The organism is Malaciobacter sp., assembly GCF_055140965.1.
Genome location: NZ_JBSRRO010000028.1, coordinates 1 through 19020, shown reverse-complemented (window position 1 = coordinate 19020; position 19020 = coordinate 1). Strand labels below are relative to the sequence as shown.

Below are 19020 nucleotides of genomic sequence, written 5' to 3'. Positions count from 1 at the left end.
CGAAATTGCTTCTAGGGCACGAATAAATTCGAGCTTCCAAATGGAAATGCGAATTCATTCGCATCAAGGATTGCTTTTTGGTACGAATAGATTCGAGCTTCCAGTTTGGAAATGCGAATTCATTTGCATCGAAATTGCTTTGAGGGCACGAATAAATTCGAGCTTCCAGTTTGGAAATGCGAATTCATTCGCATCAAGGATTGCTTTGAGGGCACGAATAAATTCGAGCTTCCAGATGGGAATGCGAATTCATTCGTATCGAAATTGCTTTTGGGCACGAATAAATTCGAGCTTCCAGATGGAAATGTGAATTCATTCGCATCGATAATTGCTTTTTGGTACGAATAGTTTTTGGCTTCTTGTGATTTTGGCTTTGTGATTATAAAAAAGGATATTTAAATTGAATAAAAATAAGTTATTTGGTAGTATGCTAATTATAGCTGGTACTACTATTGGTGCTGGGATGTTGGCTTTGCCTATTGCTAGTGCTGGTTTGGGTTTTATGGTTTCAACTGCTGTTATGGTAGTCATTTGGGCTTTTATGGCTTATACTGCTCTTTTGATGATTGAAGTTCATCAGTTTGCTTCAAAAGATGCTACTTTACATACTTTAGCCTATAAGCTTTTAGGTAGAAAAGGTCAAGCTGTTGCAAGTTTTTCTATGATGTTTTTATTTTATGCTTTATGTGCTGCTTATATTGCTGGTGGTGGAGAGCAAGTTTATGAGAAACTAAAAATGATTTCAGATGATTTTCCAATTCAAAGTGGAGCTATAATATTTACATTGATTATTGCTAGTGTTGTTACTATTAGTACTAGAAGTGTAGATTTATTAAATAGATTCTTTTTTATCATAAAATTTATAGTTTTAGCTTTTATGTTGGCCTTTTTATTCCCTTTTACTTCTGTTGAAAAGCTAGTACATATGCCAACAAGCAATGCTTTGATTTTTGCTAGTTTACCTGTGGTATTTACTTCTTTTGGTTTTCATGGTTCAATTCCATCAATTGTAAAGTATATTGGAAAAGATATAAAAGCTTTAAGATTTATTATGATTACAGGTTCTGCTTTACCTTTAGTTGTATATATTTTATGGCAATTAGTTTCTCATGGGACTGTTTCTTCATCTGTATTACTTGAAAATGACTCTTTAAGTGCTTTTATAAAAGCTCTTAGTTTAGTTGTAAATAACTCAAGTATATCTGCACTTGTTTCTGCTTTTGCAAACTTAGCTTTAGCTACTTCATTTTTAGGAGTTAGTTTAGGGCTTTTTGATTTTATTCAAGATGTATTATCAAGCAAAGAAAAAAGAGCTTCAAGAGTTTTTGCTTCAATTGTGACATTTCTTCCACCACTAGGCTTTGCACTATTTTATCCACAAGGATTTATAAAAGCTTTAGGTTTTGCTGCTTTTGCATTGGTTATATTAGCACTATTTTTACCAGCTGCCATGGTATATAAACAAAGACAATCTACAAATGAGGGTTATCAAGTAGCTGGAGGAAACCTTGGTTTAGTTTTGGTTTTTCTTTTTGGTATATCAATTATTTGTGTTCAAATCTTACAAATATTCAAACTATTATAAGCATAAAAAAAGGAAAGCTTTTAAGCTTTCCTTTTTAAGAAGTTACATTTAAACTTTCAAATTAGAAAGAATATTGAATATGTACTCTTCCAATTGTTGAATCTAAATCATCTGTTTTATTATTAAATGCATTGTCTCTTTCATATTGACCAAATCTTGCATAAGTTGTTAAGTTTTTACTCATGTTATAAGTTACTTGAGTATAAATTTCTTCTTGATCTGTTGAGTTTGATTCTGAATCAGCATCTAAATTAGAGTATTTTAAAGCTACATTAAGTTTTGGCATAACTTGTGCATCAATTGAAGCATATATAACAGAAGCATCTGAAATACCTGTTAATGTTACTCTCCAGTGCTCATCATAACCAGTAGCTGCACTATAATCTAACGCAGTAACTCCACCTTCTTCATCAGTTTCACCATATCCTAAGTGAGCTCCAAAGATTCCCATGTTTGCTCTCATACCAAGTTTCCATAGTTTGTTATCTTTTGAAGAATTATCTAAATCAAGAGAAGTATATCTAGCGTATGGAGCTAATTTTACATCACCTACATTGTATTTTGCAGATAAACCAATAGTATATGCATCAAATACATCATCAAGATCAATATAAGAAGCATCGATATTTACACCTGCAAAGTTAGCCATTGCACCTAAGAATACAACGTTTTCTTTACCTGAAATATCAGAAATAGTATCATTATCTAAATCGATTGATGTGTTTAATTCTCCAACATCTTCACCTAAGTTAGTTTGGTTAAAGTATGCACCTGCTAATGTAACAGGACCTACATTTGTAATAGCTAAGATACCAGTACCAGTTTGTTCGTTACCAATTGCATCTCTTGCCATTGTAAATGGTGTTGTTAATGCTTGTTTACCAAGTGTAATTGAACTATTTGCAAGTCCAGTGTAAGTGAAGTTTACTTCTGATAAAGTAACATCAAATTGTTCATCAGCACCACTTTGAGTATCTAAATACTTAGCATCAGCACCAATATTATTACCTGCTATAAATCTTAAGTTAGCTACTACATCATCATTTACTTTTGATTTTAGGTTTAATGCAGCTTTATAGATATTTTGAGTTTTTGAATCACTTTGTGCGTCATTTTCTTCATAATCATTGTATCTGTATGCAACTGTACCTGATACATCTACATTCTTAATTGCTTGCTCTAAATCTTGTGCATTTGCACATGAAAAAGAAGCTAATGCAACTGATGTTGCTAGGCTTAATTTTACTAATCTTTTCATTTTATTTCCCTTTGTGTTTTTGAAATGAGCTATATTATATAAAAATTAGATTTAAGTTTCATTAAAAGCATGTGATGTTTGTAAGAAAGTTACAAATAACTTTAAATATTACTATTTAGAGTTATTTGTTGAAGTTGCTATTAGCACATCTTCTATTATTTTAGTGATATCTCCATCTAAGATGGCAGATACATTTGAGTAACCTATGTTACTTCTTGTGTCTTTTACTTGTTGGTATGGTTGAAGTACATATGAACGTATTTGATGTCCCCAACCAATCTCACTTTTTTCACCCTCATTTGCTTGGGCTTTTTGATGTTCAAGTTCAAATTCATAAAGTCTAGATTTTAGCATCTTCATAGCACTTGCTTTGTTTTTGTGTTGGCTTCTATCATTTTGGCATTGAACTACAATATTTGTAGGAATATGTGTGATTCTTATGGCACTTTCTGTTTTATTTACATGCTGTCCACCAGCTCCACTTGCTCTGTATGTATCAATTCTAATATCTTTATCTTCTATTTCTATATCAATATCATCATCAATCTCAGGACTTACCATAACAGATGCAAAAGAGGTGTGTCTTTTTGCATTTGAATCAAAAGGTGAAATTCTTACAAGTCTATGGATTCCATTTTCTGTTTTTAAATATCCATAGGCATTTATACCTTTTATGATAAAAGATACATCTTTTAATCCAGCCTCTTCACCATCTTGATAATCTAAAACTTCAACTTTATAATCATATCTTTCAGCCCATCTTAGATACATCCTATAAAGCATACTTGCCCAATCTTGTGATTCTGTTCCACCAGCTCCTGGGTGTATTGAGATAATAGCATTTAAAGAATCATTTTCATCACTTAACATAACTTCTATTTCGGTTTTTCTTACTATTTGCTCAATCTCACTTGCTTCTTCATAAAGCATATTTAAAGTCTCTTCATCTTTATCTTCTAAAGCTAAAGTATAAATATCATTTGTATCTTCAAGTGCGTTGTTTGCTTTATCAAACTTTGATAGTTTTCCTAAAATTCTATTTTTTTCTATACCTACTTTTGTAGCAAGTTTTACATCATTCCAAAACTCTGGATTCTCTTCTTGCTTTTGTATTTGCTCTAATCTTTGCTTTAATTCATCTGGATTTAAGATACTTGAAATATTTTCTATTTTTTTATTTAGAAGCTTTAAAAGCTCGCTATATTCATAAGCATCCATTACTTAGCTTTTTCTTCTTCTTTTTCTTGATTTATACTTTTTAAGTAAATATATACATTTTTTATATCTTTGTCATTCATCAACAATGCATATGGTTTCATAACAAAAGCCATTCCTCTATCATATGTACCTAAATTATAATCTCTTATTGATATACTAAAATCTTGTAAATTCAAATCTTTAATAGGTCTTGAAACATTTCTAGCTTTTAGTTCACCTTTTTCTCCATGACATGAAACACATTTATTTTTATATAAAGCTTCACCTGATTTACTTTTTCTTACATAAATTTGCTCTTTTTTAAGTGCAATCTCTTCTTTTTTTCTTTGCTCTAATCTTTGAAGTATTTTTGTTTCAAGTGCTGCTTGATCAACACTGCTTAAACCTTTTGCTTCTTTTTTGAAGATATATATGTAGTTGTTTCCATCTTTTGATGAAGTGATTTTTATATCATCTGTATTCCAACCTTCATTTTTCATATCTTGTGCAGATTTGATACCCTTGCATTCTCCTCCATTTAAACTAACTTTTTCAATAGTAGTCATATCTTTATGGTTTTCTTTAAAACACATAGTTGTTTGAGCTGTTGCAATTGTAGCTGTTAATATAGAAGCAAGTGCTATGCTTGGTAGAAATTTCATTTATATCCCTTTTTTTAAATTGTCAATATTATAGCAAAGTTAAGATAAATAATAATTTTAATAGTGAAGATGTGAAATTATTCCTAGGAAAAGTTTTGATTTTTTGGCACGAATGAATTCGAGCTTCCGGTTGGAGATGGGGATTTGTTTGCATTTGGGAGTTTTTCATTTTGGCACGAATGAATTCGCGCTTCCGGTTGGAGATGCGAATTTATTCGCATTTTGGGGTTTTTGTTTTTTTATAGGGACTGGATTTTTTGGCACGAATGAATTCGAGCTTCCGAAGAGTTTGGCACGAATAAATTCGCGCTTCCTTGGTGTTGGGTATGAATGAATTTGTGTTTGCTTTAATGCAAAAAGCCTAGATGCGAACACCTAGGCTTTTTTGAGTTTAGTAGTTTAAACTTTCTTATTAGAAAGAGTATTGTACTTGTAATCTTCCGATTGTTCCATCGTTGTCTTTACCGTTATCTTGTCCATCTTCGATTTCAGCTTGACCAAATCTGATGTATCCACCAAAGTTTTTAGACATTTGGTAAGATGCTTGTAAATAAAGCTCTTTATCAGTTAAGTCTTTAGTTCTTCCACTTTCTTTACTTTTATCTTTATCTAAAACATTGTAGTTAAGAGCTAAGTTTAATGCAGGCATTACTTGTGCATTAACATTTAATTTTAATAATGAAGCATCATTAACATTATTTAAGTTCATAGTCCAACCTTTGAAAGCAGTTTTTGCATCGTCATCTAAACCAGCAACTCCACCTTCATCATCAGTCCATCCATAACCAACATTAGCACCAAAAATTCCCATTTTAGCACCTAATTCAACTTTTGTTAATGAGTTGTCTTTATCATGATTTGCTAAACCAGTTTTCTTATCAAGGTCTAATTCAGTATGTCTTGCACCTAAAGTTAATTTAACTGCATCTAAATTAAATTTAGCTTCTGCACCTAAAGTATAAGTGTCAAATTGGTCATCTATATCTAAATACCATGCATCTAATGCAACAGGACCAATATTACCCATAGCACCAAGAGTTATAACATTACTTTTACCAGTAAAGTTAAAATCACCAGACTTGTCTAAGTTAGTTTGGTTGAAATATGCACCAGCTAAAGTAACAGGTCCTACATTTGTAAGAGCTAAGATACCAGTACCAGTTTGCTCATTTCCATCTGCATCAATAGCTACAGTCCATGGAGTTGTTAAACCTTGTTTACCAACATTTACTGTAGTATTAGCAATACCTGTATATGAGAAGTAAACATTTGATAAAGTAACTTTTGCTTGTGCATCAGCACCATCTGCATGATTTAATTCAACAAATCCAGCATCAGTGTCTGAACCAACAATAAATCTAGTAACAGCAGTTACATCATCATTTACTTTTGATTTTAAAGTTAAACCAATTTTGTAGTTGTTTAAGTCTTTATCTTTTGTGTTTTGATCGAATTGTCTATCATCATATCTATATACAACTGTACCAGATACGTCAACGTTTTTGATTGCTTCTTCTAATGCTTTAGCTGAAGAAGTAGTAGTAAGACCAGCAACCGCTACAGCAGCTACTAAACTCATTTTTGCGAATTTTTTCATTTGTTCTCCTAAAATTTCGAAATTTAATAATCAGTTTACCGGAGCGCGCGAACTATTCTAAAAGTATAGAAACCTTTCCCGATACACCGTTATGCAAATTGTACATAAGTAAATTTTAAAGTTTTCTTAAAACAAGTTTTTTAAGTAGATTTGGACGCAAATTTAAGCTATTTTTTACTTTGAAACCATAACTTTGCAATTGGGCATTATGTGGGGCTTGCAAATAGTAAGTTTCACTTTTGTCACGCTATGCTTGTCACAAATGTGTCTTTTTAGGTGCTTTAAAGCGTCTTCTATTAGTTTAAATCTCTTTTTTTTCATGATATATTCTATATCTTGTGCAATATGTGCATAATTTATAAAGTGATTTTTTTTATATTTGTATTTTATTTTACAATTTATAATTACCCTTTGTTTTTTTTCTCTTTCAAAGGGTAAAATACCAATAATACAATCAAAAGTCAAATCTTCAATTTTTATAGTCATTAGATTACTTTTTGCTCTTCTTTTTTTATCAATCTAATAATATTTGGTATATGTTTATAATATATTATAAAAGCTATAATATAAACAGGTGCATTGCTTCCTACTTCTAAACCATTGTTAAATAAAATAGCACCAATTACAACTGCTGTTAATCCAAAAAGTGATGAAAGTGAAGATACTTTTATAACTTTTGCGCATATTATCCAAACAATAGCACCTATTAGTGTTGGGATTGGAATAAGTATTAAAAAAACACCAAGTCCAGTAGCAACTCCTTTACCACCTTCTAATCCTAAATAAACAGAATAGCAATGACCAAGTACAGCTAAAACTGCAATTGCCCATAATGTTTCACTAGGAGCATTTAAAAACATAGCTAAAGCAATAATTACTAAACCTTTTATGGCATCTAAAATAACAGTTGCAATTCCAAGCTTTTTTGCTAAAGATGGATTTGTTTGTTTTACAACTCTTAAAACATTTGTAGCACCTATTGAGTTACTACCTTGTGATTTGATATCTACATTTGCAAAGATTTTTGCTAAGATAAGACCAAAGGGAATAGAACCAACTAAATAAGCAAGTAAATAGAATATTATGTTTGAATTTGTAAAAAAATCCATATATTACCTTTATAAATAATTTCATGTTTTTTGATTAAATGGATTATAACAAAAATTTTGTTATATTCACATTATCTATTTATAAATGAAAATTTAAACAATTAATAAACCATAAAGGTTAAACTTTGAATATTAAAGAAGAGATATTAAAATTAAAAAAGAGTTTAGATGTTACTGTTGTTGCACACTTTTATCAAAGAGATGAAGTTTTTGAATTAGCAGATATTACAGGGGATTCTTTAGAACTAGCAAAAAAATCAATGGAAGCTACTACAAAATTTATTCTGTTTTGTGGAGTTGGATTTATGGGTGAGGGTGTGAAGATTTTAAGTCCAAACAAAAGAGTTTTGATGCCAAAAATTGCCTGTTGTGCAATGGCTAGAATGATTGATGTTGATTATTATGATGATAATATCGCAAAATTAAACGAAGCAGGTATTAAAAGTGAAGATATCTTACCAATTACATACATAAATTCAAGTGCAGCTGTAAAAGCTAGAGTTGGTCAAATGGGTGGACTTGTTTGTACTTCTTCAAATGCTTATAAGATTATACAAAAGGGTTTAGAATCTGGTAAAAAGATACTTTTTGTGCCAGATAGATGCTTGGGGCAAAACTTTGCAAAACAGATGAATTTAAAATCTGCAATTGTTGGTGATGGAAGCGATTTAAATGAAGCTGATATTATTTGCTACAATGGTTTTTGTTCTGTTCATCAGCAGTTTACAGTAGAAGATGTAGAGTTTTATAAAGAAAAATATGATGATATATTGATTGCTGTTCATCCTGAGTGTGATCCAAGTGTCTGTGATGTTGCTGATTTTGTTGGTTCTACTTCACAGCTAATTAAGTATATAAAAGAGTTACCAATTGAGCAAAAAGTAGCAGTTGGAACTGAGTTTAATATGGTGAATAGATTAAGAGATAAAAATACTTATATCTTAAGTTCAACAAAACCTGAATGCCCTACGATGAATGAAACTACATTAGAAGATTTATATAATACTTTAAAAACTATGGAAGTTGAACAAGATGAACCATATGAGTCTGAAATATTAGTAAGCCAAGAAGATGCAAAATGGGCAAAAATAGCACTTCAAAGGATGTTTGAAATATGATTAATATAAAAAAGTTTGTAAAAAATGCTATCATTGAAGATAATGGTAGAGGGGATTTGTTTTTTGATGTGGCTCCAAAAGGAAGATTTAAAGCACAAGTAATTTGTAAAGATGATGGAGTTTTAGCAGGTGTTAAATATGCTCGTATCTTAGCAAGAACTGAAAAGTTTGATTGCAAGTTTTTAAAACTTGATGGAGATAGGTTAAAAAAAGGTGATGTTATTGCAAAGCTTGAGGGAAAAGCTTCTATTCTTTTATCAAGTGAAAGAACTTTTTTAAACTTATTGCAACATGCAAGTGGAATTGCTACACAAGCTAGTAAATATGCACAAGCTATTGAGGGCTATGATGTTGCTTTACTTGATACTAGAAAAACAAGACCACAATTAAGAGATTTTGAAAAGTATGCAAGTAGAGTTGGCGGAGCTATAAATCACAGACTAGGACTTGATGATTGTTTGATGTTAAAAGATACACACTTAAAAACAATCGATAATTTAAGTGAGTTTATAAAAAAAGCAAGAAAAAGAATATCTTGGGTTACTAAAATAGAAATAGAGTGTGAAACATTTGAGCAAGTAAAACATGCTATGGAAGCTGGTGCTGATATTATTATGTGTGATAATATGAAACCCGCTCAAATAGAAGATGTTGTGAAATATAGAGATGAAAACTTTACTCATGTTTTACTAGAAGCTAGTGGAAATATCAATCTTGATACTATTAAAAGCTATGCTAAAACAGGTGTAGATGCAGTAAGTAGTGGAAGTATTATTCATCAAGCAACTTGGCTTGATTTTTCCATGAAGTTTGATTAGTGATTAACTTTTTGTTAGTAATTGCTTGCTAAAATATTTAAGGAGCAAAAAAAGTAGATGAAAAAAGATTTTATATTAGATAATAAATTGGATTTTTCAAATTATAAAGAGGCTTTGGATTTAATAGAAAAAAGTAGATATATACTTATAGTAACACATGTAAATCCAGATGCAGATACAATCTCTTCAGCTCTTGCTCTTTCAAATTTATTTTATGAAAATAGAATAAAACATAAAGTGTTTAATGTAAGTAGTGATTTGCCACAAAATCTAAACTTTATAAATAGATTTGAAAAAATTACTGATCAGTTGCCAAAATTTTATGATTTGGTAATTAGTGTTGATTGTGGATTGAAAAAAAGATTAGGTTTTGAAGTACCTAAAGATATACCTTTGATAAATATTGATCATCACCAATCAAATGATAATTTTGGAGTGATTAATATAGTTGATTCAACTAAAAGTTCAACAGCAGAGATAATATATGACTTTTTTAAATTCAATGGCTTATATATTACAAAGCACTCTGCAACTGCACTTTATACGGGTATTTATGATGATAGTCTTAGATTTAGTATAGGTAGATGTGATGAAATCACTTTTGAAAAGGCAAATTTTTTAGTAAAATGTGGAGCAAATCCATCTTTTATTGCAAATAAACTAATAAGAAGAGACTCTTTAGCAAAATATAGAGTAATACCTAAAGTTTTAAATAGTTTGGAACTTTTTGATGAGGGTAGAGTTGCTTTTATAAAAGCTGAGCCTTTGTGGCTTAAACAAACAGGGGCACATATAAGAGATTGTGAAGATGCTCTTGATATGATAATGAGTATAGCAATTGTGCAAATTGCAGTTTTTTTAAGAGTAGTAAATAATGAAATTCGTGTATCAGCAAGATCAAAAGGTAATATAGATATATCAAAAGTTATTTCTAAGTTTGGCGGTGGCGGACATGCTAATGCTGCTGGATGTTCTTTGGATGGAACAGATTTAACAAAAGCAAAAAATATGGTTTTAAAGGAAATTCTTGAGACAGAGTAAAAATAATTCAATAAATATAATAGTTGTAGTAGTTTTATTAATAGTAATTGGTGTTGGGGGATTTATATATTTATCACCACAGTTTGAACAAGACAAACCCCTAATAAAATTTGATGAGAAAAGAGAGTTTTGGAATTTAAAAGACTCATTAAAAGTAAATATTAGTGATGAAAGTGGAATTAAATATTATAAAGTTATATATAAAGATGATAGTAATGAAACAGTTTTAGAAAAAGAAGTATTAAAAGAAGCAAAAAATAGTATTGATTTGGAGATTAAAGCTCCAAAGTTAGATATGTTTTTTAAAGGTGAAAATGTATCTATTATAATTGAAGCAATTGATAAAAGTAAATGGAACTTTTTTGAGGGCAATAAAATTATAAAAGAGTTTAAAATAAAAATAGATAAAAAATCACCAGTTGCAAATGTGATATCAAACTCTTTTGCCATAAGAAAAGGTGGAAGTGCTGTTGTTGTAGTTGAGGTTAAAGATGAAAATTTAAAAGATGCATATATATCTTTTAATGATGAAAAAAGATTTGAATTAATTCCTTTTTATAAAGAGAACTTTTATATTTCACTTATTGCTTGGCCTGTTACTATAGAAGATTTCCAAAGGGTTAATTTAGTAGCTATTGATAAAGCACAAAATAAATCACTTACTAAAGTGCCATTGTATATAAGAAAATTAAGAGTAAAACATGATAATATTAAAATATCAGATAATTTTGTAAAAAATATTAGTGTTAATGTACTTGAAAAAAGTGGACTTGATGTGCCAAATGATATCAAAGAGATTTTTGTAAAAGAGAATAAAGTACTAAGAAAATTAAATTCAGATGTTGTTGAAGAGATTACAAAAAAATTTATGGATAAAGAGTTATTAAGTGATTTTTCAATTAAACCTTTTAAAAGATTAAGTGGTTCAAAAACAGTTGCAGGATTTGCAGATAGAAGACACTACTTTTATAATGGTGAAAAAATAGATGAAGCTTGGCATTTGGGTATGGATTGGGCTAGTGTTAAACATGCTCCAATTAAAACAACAAATGATGGAAAAGTTATATTTAATGATTATTTAGGAATATATGGAAATACTATTATTATTGATCATAAATTAGGACTTCAAACTCTTTATGCTCATACAAGTAAGTCAAATGTTACTGTTGGACAAAGAGTAAGTGCAAATAGTATTATTGCAAATACTGGAAGTACAGGAGCAGTATTTGGTGATCATCTTCACTTTGGTGTTTTAGTTCAAGGAATAGAAGTAAATCCACTTGAATGGATGGATAGAAACTGGATAAGAACAAGAATTACAGATGTACTAAACGAAGCTAAAAAGGTAATCAATAGCAAATGAGACAAAGAACAATAGCAAAAAGTGTAGAGATACTAGGAGTAGGGCTTCATAAAGGAGTTCCTGTAAAAATGAGATTAGAACCTTTAGATGAAAATATGGGAATAATCTTTTATAGAAGTGATGAGGGAGTTTCTATTCCTTTATCTATTGAAAATGTAGTTGATACAAAAATGGCAACTGTAATAGGAAAAGATGGAATTATTGTTTCTACTATTGAACATCTTTTATCTGCACTTTATGCTTATGGTATTGATAATATTAGAGTTGTTTTAGACAATGATGAAGTTCCTGTACTTGATGGTAGTTCATCTGGATATTGTATGCTAATTGATGAAGCAGGAATAAAAGAGCTAAACGCTTCAAAAAAAGTAATAAAAGTAAAAAAAGATGTTCAAGTTACAACAAGTGAGGGTAAAAGAGTTGCTTTAAAACCTTCAAATCATATAATTTATGATTTCTCTATTGATTTTGATCATCCAGCTATTGGTGAACAAAAATTTCATTTTGATTATTCAATTGATGAGTATAAAGAAAGTATTAGTAAAGCTAGAACTTTTGGTTTTTTACATGAAGTTCAATATTTAAGAAGTATTGGTTTAGCTCTTGGTGGAAGTATGGAAAATGCTATAGTTTTAGATAATACTAAAGTTTTAAATCCTGAGGGCTTAAGATATGATGATGAGTTTGTAAGACATAAAATACTTGATGCAGTAGGTGATATGGCACTACTTGGATATACTTTAGTTGGTGAGTATGATGCACATGCTGGAAGTCACTATTTAAATCATTTACTTACAAAAAAACTTCTTGAAAGTGAAGAAAATTATGAGATTATTGATTTAGAAGAAGCAGATGAAGAGTCAAAAGTATTTGAGATTGCATATGCAAGAGCTTAAGGAGTGTTGTTGATAGATATTTTTATAATAAGTATTTCAAATCCTTTATTAATAGGTGTTTATAAAGAGAATAATTTACTTGAAGAGATAAAAATTGAGGGTAAAACTTCAGATGTTTTACCTGTGATTATAAGTGAAGTATTAAAAAAACATGAAAATATATCAGGATTATATTTTGTTAATTCTCCTGGTTCTTATATGGCTATAAAAGTTGCTTATATCTTTTTAAAAACTTTAAGTATTGCTAAAGATATACCTTTGTATGCAAGTAATGGCTTTAATTTTAATAATAATTCACCAATAAAAGCTTTAGGTAAAAAGTACTTTATAAAAGAAAATGATACCATTAAAGTAGATTTTTTAGATAATGATACTAAAATACACGACTTTAAATTACCAAATAGTTTAAATAAAGAACTATTTAGTAAAAATACATTACCAATATACAATTTACCAGCTGTATAAAAACAAAGGAAGAGAAGTTGAGAGTAAGCGTGCCAGCTACAAGTGCAAATATGGGACCTGGGTTTGATACTTTAGGAATTGCTTTAAGAATGAAAAACCAAGTACTTATAAAACCATCTAAGTTTCATAGTGTGTCACTAAAAGGAGAGGGTTCAAATAACCCTGCATTAAAAGATAATAATATGTTTATCTCTATTTTTAATGATTTTTATCATAATTTATCAACAAAAAGAAGAAATTTTAGATTTGAATTTTTCAATGAAGTACCAATGTCAAGAGGACTTGGAAGTTCATCTGCTGTTATTGTAAGTGCTATTGCTTCTGCTTATGCTATTGAGGGAATTGAATTACCAAAGCCAAAACTTTTAAATTTAGCACTAGCTTATGAAAATCATCCTGATAATATTACTCCTGCTGTAATGGGTGGATTTAATGTTGCAACTGTTCAAGATAATGAAGTTAAATATATTAAAAAAGATATGCCAAAGTATTTAAAAGCTATAGTTGTAATACCAAATAGACCAATATCAACACATATGTCAAGAAAAACTTTGCCATATAAATACTCAAAAGATGATGCAGTTTTTAATTTATCTCATGCTTCACTTTTAACAGCAGCATTTATGACAGAAAATTGGGAAATGTTAAGAATGGCTTCACAAGATAAGTTTCATCAAAAATATAGAATGAAACAGATGCCAGAGCTTTTTGAAGTACAAAAAGCATCATTAAAAGCTGGTTCACTAATGAGTACATTATCAGGTTCAGGTTCAACTTTTTTCTCAATTTCACACGCAGATGATTGTAGAAAAATAGAAAAAGAGTTAAAAGCTAAATTTCCACATTTTAGAGTTTTTGTAAGCGATTTTGACAATTATGGCGTAAGAGTTGATAAGTAAAATTTCAAAATTAAGAAAAAGTTGGATATAATAATTGGCTGATTTAAAAAGACCTTTACGAATGTGTATAGTTTGTAGGGCAAGATTAGAAAAAAAAGAGCTATTAAGATTAAAGTGTGAATCTAAAAATCTTATAAAATATAACGGATTTGGTAGAAGTTTTTACATATGTAACTCATGTATTGATGAGTTCTTAAAACAAGAACTTAATAGCAAAAAAAATAGAAAAATAGAAAATGCACTATGTAAACAGTGCAAAAATAAAGATGAGTACTTAGTACAACTTAAGGAGATATTAACAGATGTCAGATAAAGTAAGAGTATATGAAATTGCAGATGAGGCAGGAGCTAGTAGTAATGAAGTTATTAGTAAAGCAAAAGATTTAGGAATAGAATTAAAATCACCTCAAAGTGCAGTATCATTTGAACAAGCAGAAGAGATTGCAAATTATATTATGACTGGAAAAAGTTCTAAAGTAAAAGCAAAACCAGCTGCAAAACCAAAGAAAATGGTCGCAAAAAAAGAGACAAAAGAAGAAATAACTACAAAACAAGAGCCTAAAGAAAATGCTTCTGAGAGTACTAAAAAAGAGACTACAAAATTAGAAGAAAACAAGCAAGAGCCTAAAAAAGAAGAAAAAATAGAAGAGAAAAAAGAAGAAGAAAAAACATCTGCAGAAGAAAAGAAACAGCCTGTTAATACTCAACGTGATGAAAAAACAAATAGAATCATACCTAAAAGAAGAGGTCTAAAAATTGTTAAGAAGAAGAAACCTATAGCTTCAAAACCATTGGATACTTCAAGCGAAGATGAAACAACTGCAAAAAAGAAAATGAAATCTTTAAGTGAAATTTTAGGTGGAAATAACGAAGATGACAACTCTTCAAATACAGTAAATACAACTGCTAATAAACCAAAAGTTAAAAAAGAGAAGAAAAAAACTCCTCCAAAAGCACATACTCATGGTAAAAAACTTGAATTAGATGCTTCAAGTGACTTTAGAGATAGTGATGATTCACTACTTGGTGATGAAGTTGTTTTACTTGATATGTCAGTTTCTGATAGCTCAAAACTTTTTGAAGATCAAAAAAAGCCAAATGCTAATAAAAATTCAAAACAAACAAGAAGTTCAAAACCAGCTGCTTTTGGAAATAGACCACAAGGTTTAAAAAGAAAGAAAAGAAAGAAAAGAATTAAAAGAACAGAAGAAGTAGCAGATGTAACTGAAGTTACAATACCAGAAGATATTAGAGTATATGAGTTTGCAGAAGCTTGTGGAAAATCACCAGCTGAAGTTATAACTGTGCTATTTGGTCTTGGTATGATGGTTACTAAAAATGACTTCTTAAAACAAGATGAGTTAGAAATACTTGGAGAAGAGTTTGGAATTGAAGTAACTGTAAAAGATGCTTTAGAAGATGCAAACTACGTTGATGATTATTTAGAAGAAGAAATTGATGAAACTAACTTTGTTACAAGACCTCCTGTAGTTACTATTATGGGTCATGTTGACCATGGTAAAACTTCTTTATTAGATAAAATTAGAAGCTCAAAAACAGCTTCAGGTGAAGCAGGTGGTATTACTCAACATATTACAGCTTATACAATTAAACAAAATGATCAAAAAATTACTTTTGTTGATACTCCAGGTCACGCAGCTTTCTCATCAATGAGAGCAAGAGGTGCTAGTGTTACTGATGTTATTATTATTGTTGTTGCAGCTGATGATGGTGTAAAACAACAAACAGAAGAAGTAATCTCTCATGCAAAAGCTGCAAATTGTCCAATTATTGTTGCAGTTAATAAAATGGATAAAGAGGGTGCTAATATTGATATGGTAAAAGCACAAATGGCTGAAAGAGAAATGACTCCCGTTGATTGGGGTGGAGATATAGAGTTTATCCCAGTTTCAGCTAAAACAGGTGATGGAATTGATGATTTATTAGAAAATATTCTTTTACAATCAGAGATTTTAGAACTTGCAGCTGATCCAAACGCAAAAGCAAAAGCAACAGTAGTTGAGTCTTCTTTAGAAAAAGGAAGAGGACCTGTTGCAACTGTAATTGTACAAAATGGTACACTAAAAGTTGGTGATAATATTGTTTGTGATACTACATATGGTAGAGTAAAAGCAATTACAAATGATTTAGGAAAACAAGTAAAAGAGCTTGGTCTTTCTGAAACAGGTAGAATCTTAGGACTTAATGATGTACCTGATACTGGTACATTTATGGTAGCTCAAGATAGTGATAAAGAAGCAAGAGATATTGCTACTACAAGAGCTGAACATGCAAGAGCAAAAGAGTTATCTAAATCAACTAAAGTTTCACTTGAAGAGATGAGTGGACTAATAGCTGAGGGGAAAATCAAACAACTTCCAGTTATTATCAAAACTGATGTTGGTGGTTCACTAGAAGCTATTAAAGGTAGTTTAGAGCAAATTCAAAATGAAGAAGTAAAAGTAAAAGTTATTCATGCAGGTGTTGGTGGAATCACTGAGTCTGATTTGATTTTAGCAAGTGCTAGTGAGGGTTGTATTGTCTTAGGATTTAATGTAAGACCTACAGGAAGTGTTAAAAGTAAAGCAAAAGCTGATGGAATAACAATCAATACTTATTCAATTATTTATGATTTAATTGATGATGTAAAAGATGCATTATCTGGTATGATGAGTGCAGTAATTAGAGAAGAAAATACTGGACAAGCAGAAGTTAGAGATACTTTTGTTGTACCAAAAGTTGGAACAGTTGCAGGTTGTTTAGTAACTGATGGTAAAGTAATCAGAGGTGGTCATGCAAGAATCATTAGAGATGGTGTTGTAACTTATACAGGTAAAATCTCAAGTCTAAAAAGATTTAAAGATGATGTTAAAGAAGTTTCAAATGGTTATGAGTGTGGTATTATGTTTGATAAATTTAATGATATTAAAGTTGGTGATTTCATTGAAACATTTATACAAATTGAAGAAAAAGTACACATAGACGACAAATAATCATGAAAAGCGTTAACCTACAAAGAACAGAGTCATTGCTAATGGAATTACTTCCTGAAGCATTGGCTACTTTAAAAGATAGTAGAATCAATTCACTTGCAGTTACAGGTGTTGATTGTAAAAATGGTAAATATGATGCGACAGTTTATTATGATGGAACTGACTATTCAAAAGAAGAGCATAGGGTTATTAACTCATTGTTGAATAAAGCAAATGGACATATAAAATCTCATTGTTTAAACTCAACAGGATGGTATAAATGCCCTAATTTTAAATTTAAAGCTGATGATACTTTAGAACATAGTATGAAAATGGAAGCTTTATTTGAAAAAATAAAATCAAAAAAAGAGGATTAATCTTAAATGAGTTTAGAAGAATCTATAAAGATGACTGTTGAAAGTTGTGGTGTTGAACTTTATGATATCGTGACAGCTAAAGAGAATGATAATAATATTTATAGAATATACATAACATCTAAAGATAAAGTAACACTTGATAAATGTGCTGAAGTTTCAAGACTTATATCTCCTATACTTGATGTTGAAGAGCCTATGAATTCAAACTACAATCTAGAAGTTAGCTCACCAGGAATAGAAAGAAGACTAAAAAAGACTCAACACTTTAAAGGCTCAGTTGGTGAGAAAATTAAAGTAAAAGATATAGCAACAGAAGTTTACAAAGGTGAACTTTTAAGTGCTGATGATGAAAAAATTGTAATTAAAACTGAGTTTGGAAATGAAGAAATTTCATATGACTCTATTTTATCAGCATCTACATATTTTGAATGGTAATAGAGTAAAACTCTATTACTTTAACTACTAATTTACTACTTTTAATATATACTTAACAAAAACTTTTTTGGAATTTAAAATGAAAATAGACGATAAATTTTTTATGAAATTAGCAATAAATGAAGCTTGGAAATATCAGTTTTTGACATACCCAAATCCAGCAGTTGGGTGTGTTATTGTAAAAGGTGATAGTGAAATTTTAAGTATTGAAGCACATAAAGAAGCTGGAAAAGCTCATGCAGAAGTAAATGCACTAAAACAAGCGTTTTTAAAATACCATCCAAATGATGTGTTAAAAACATTAAGTAATAGTTTTGAAATACATGAGTATTTGATGAAACATCATAATAATTTTTTCAATGATTGTACAATATATGTTACTTTAGAACCTTGTAATCATGTTGGCAAAACACCATCTTGTGCGAACTTATTAAAACAATTAAAACCCAAAAGAGTTGTTATTGCACATAAAGATATGAATAATCAAGCAAAAGATGGTCAAAAAACCCTAGAAGAAGCCTCAATAGAGTGTGAAGTAGGCTGTATGAAAAAAGAAGTATATGATCTTTTATATCCTTTTTTAAAATGGAATAGTGGAACTTTTATTTTTTATAAAATGGCTCAAACATTAAATGGTACTATTGATGGTGGAAAAATCTCTTCAAATCAAACTTTAGCTTATGTTCATACATTAAGAGATAGAATTGATTTGCTTGTCATAGGTGGAAATACAGTAAGAACAGATAGACCAACACTTGATGCGAGATATGTAGTAGGAACAGCACCTGAGGTATTAATATACTCACAAAAAACTATTTTTGATACACAAATTCCTTTATTTAAAATACCAAATAGAAAAGTAACAATTAGTGATGATTTATTTAAGTTGTTAGATTATAAGTTTGTTATGATTGAAGGTGGATATACATTGCTTGAAAAATTAAAAGAAAAAATTGATTTTTTAATACTATTAGTAAGCCCAAAAATAAGAAATGGATTAAATGCACAAAATATGATTGATATGGATTTTGAGATTATTCATGAAAATTTTATTGGAAAAGAAAAAATCATATATTTACGAAGAAAAGTTAAATAAATTATATAAATTACACTCTGTTAAATAATTTTTTAACTTATTATTAGATAATATTTTCTATTACTTTAAAAAAGGCACTTTAATGTCAAAAATAATAGAAAATATCTCAAAAACACTACGAAAAGAAATAAC

General features: G+C 29.8%; 19 protein-coding genes. 13 read left to right on the top strand and 6 right to left on the bottom strand.

All coding sequences use genetic code 11. The annotated features are described in order from the left end of the window. Positions 1-400 precede the first annotated feature (400 nt). The gene (locus tag ACTCCZ_RS08955; protein WP_079580038.1) at positions 401-1585 is read left to right on the top strand and encodes an aromatic amino acid transport family protein; all 1185 of its coding nucleotides are present in this window, start codon (positions 401-403) and stop codon (positions 1583-1585) included. Positions 1586-1646: 61 nt separating this feature from the next. On the opposite strand, the gene ACTCCZ_RS08950 is transcribed toward ACTCCZ_RS08955, so the two are convergent. The 6 genes from ACTCCZ_RS08950 to plsY form a co-directional block, all read right to left on the bottom strand. Further along, positions 1647-2843, bottom strand: a complete 1197-nt coding sequence (locus ACTCCZ_RS08950) for a porin (RefSeq protein ID WP_079580037.1) — start codon at positions 2841-2843, stop codon at positions 1647-1649. Positions 2844-2954: 111 nt separating this feature from the next. After that, positions 2955-4061 (bottom strand): peptide chain release factor 2, encoded by a 1107-nt coding sequence (gene prfB / locus ACTCCZ_RS08945; RefSeq protein ID WP_079580036.1) that lies wholly within the window; start codon positions 4059-4061, stop codon positions 2955-2957. Next, positions 4061-4702 (bottom strand): c-type cytochrome, encoded by a 642-nt coding sequence (locus ACTCCZ_RS08940; RefSeq protein WP_079580035.1) that lies wholly within the window; start codon positions 4700-4702, stop codon positions 4061-4063. Before ACTCCZ_RS08940 ends, prfB begins: the two co-directional genes overlap by 1 nt. Positions 4703-5114: 412 nt before the next feature. Next, the gene (locus ACTCCZ_RS08935) at positions 5115-6299 is read right to left on the bottom strand and encodes a major outer membrane protein (protein ID WP_079580033.1); all 1185 of its coding nucleotides are present in this window, start codon (positions 6297-6299) and stop codon (positions 5115-5117) included. A gap of 174 nt (positions 6300-6473) precedes the next feature. Beyond that, complete coding sequence (locus ACTCCZ_RS08930) at positions 6474-6785, bottom strand: dihydroneopterin aldolase (protein ID WP_079580032.1); 312 nt, start codon at positions 6783-6785, stop codon at positions 6474-6476. Further along, positions 6785-7408, bottom strand: a complete 624-nt coding sequence (plsY, locus tag ACTCCZ_RS08925; RefSeq protein ID WP_079580031.1) for a glycerol-3-phosphate 1-O-acyltransferase PlsY — start codon at positions 7406-7408, stop codon at positions 6785-6787. Before plsY ends, ACTCCZ_RS08930 begins: the two co-directional genes overlap by 1 nt. A 125-nt stretch (positions 7409-7533) precedes the next feature. Between plsY and nadA the strand changes: the two genes are divergently transcribed. The 12 genes from nadA to ribD all read left to right on the top strand — a co-directional run bounded on the left by nadA (position 7534) and on the right by ribD (position 18888). Then, on the top strand, positions 7534-8526 hold the full coding sequence (gene nadA, locus ACTCCZ_RS08920; RefSeq protein ID WP_079580030.1) for a quinolinate synthase NadA: 993 nt from the start codon (positions 7534-7536) through the stop codon (positions 8524-8526). After that, positions 8523-9344: a carboxylating nicotinate-nucleotide diphosphorylase gene (gene nadC / locus ACTCCZ_RS08915; protein ID WP_079580029.1), complete on the top strand. Its 822-nt coding sequence runs from the start codon at positions 8523-8525 to the stop codon at positions 9342-9344. The genes nadA and nadC overlap by 4 nt, the downstream gene beginning before the upstream one ends. Positions 9345-9401: 57 nt before the next feature. Beyond that, a complete protein-coding gene (locus ACTCCZ_RS08910; RefSeq protein ID WP_079580028.1) occupies positions 9402-10385 on the top strand; it encodes a DHH family phosphoesterase in 984 nt (327 codons plus the stop codon). Beyond that, complete coding sequence (locus ACTCCZ_RS08905; protein WP_079580027.1) at positions 10372-11748, top strand: M23 family metallopeptidase; 1377 nt, start codon at positions 10372-10374, stop codon at positions 11746-11748. The genes ACTCCZ_RS08910 and ACTCCZ_RS08905 overlap by 14 nt, the downstream gene beginning before the upstream one ends. Then, the gene (gene lpxC / locus ACTCCZ_RS08900; protein ID WP_079580026.1) at positions 11745-12644 is read left to right on the top strand and encodes a UDP-3-O-acyl-N-acetylglucosamine deacetylase; all 900 of its coding nucleotides are present in this window, start codon (positions 11745-11747) and stop codon (positions 12642-12644) included. The genes ACTCCZ_RS08905 and lpxC overlap by 4 nt, the downstream gene beginning before the upstream one ends. A 9-nt stretch (positions 12645-12653) precedes the next feature. Beyond that, positions 12654-13109, top strand: a complete 456-nt coding sequence (locus ACTCCZ_RS08895; protein ID WP_079580025.1) for a hypothetical protein — start codon at positions 12654-12656, stop codon at positions 13107-13109. A 17-nt stretch (positions 13110-13126) separates the two neighbouring features. Beyond that, a complete protein-coding gene (thrB, locus tag ACTCCZ_RS08890) occupies positions 13127-14008 on the top strand; it encodes a homoserine kinase (RefSeq protein WP_079580024.1) in 882 nt (293 codons plus the stop codon). Between the two features lie 34 nt (positions 14009-14042). Further along, positions 14043-14321 carry a DUF448 domain-containing protein gene (locus ACTCCZ_RS08885; protein ID WP_079580023.1) on the top strand — a complete coding sequence of 93 codons (279 nt, stop codon included), beginning with the start codon at positions 14043-14045 and terminating at the stop codon, positions 14319-14321. After that, positions 14311-17001 (top strand): translation initiation factor IF-2, encoded by a 2691-nt coding sequence (infB, locus tag ACTCCZ_RS08880; protein ID WP_079580022.1) that lies wholly within the window; start codon positions 14311-14313, stop codon positions 16999-17001. Before ACTCCZ_RS08885 ends, infB begins: the two co-directional genes overlap by 11 nt. 2 nt (positions 17002-17003) lie before the next feature. Then, positions 17004-17357, top strand: coding sequence for a 30S ribosome-binding factor RbfA (gene rbfA / locus ACTCCZ_RS08875; protein WP_079580021.1), 354 nt, complete (start codon positions 17004-17006; stop codon positions 17355-17357). A gap of 6 nt (positions 17358-17363) precedes the next feature. Next, positions 17364-17792, top strand: coding sequence for a ribosome maturation factor RimP (gene rimP / locus ACTCCZ_RS08870; protein WP_079580020.1), 429 nt, complete (start codon positions 17364-17366; stop codon positions 17790-17792). A 79-nt stretch (positions 17793-17871) separates the two neighbouring features. Next, positions 17872-18888, top strand: a complete 1017-nt coding sequence (gene ribD, locus ACTCCZ_RS08865) for a bifunctional diaminohydroxyphosphoribosylaminopyrimidine deaminase/5-amino-6-(5-phosphoribosylamino)uracil reductase RibD (protein WP_079580019.1) — start codon at positions 17872-17874, stop codon at positions 18886-18888. The last annotated feature ends 132 nt before the right edge of the window (positions 18889-19020 follow it).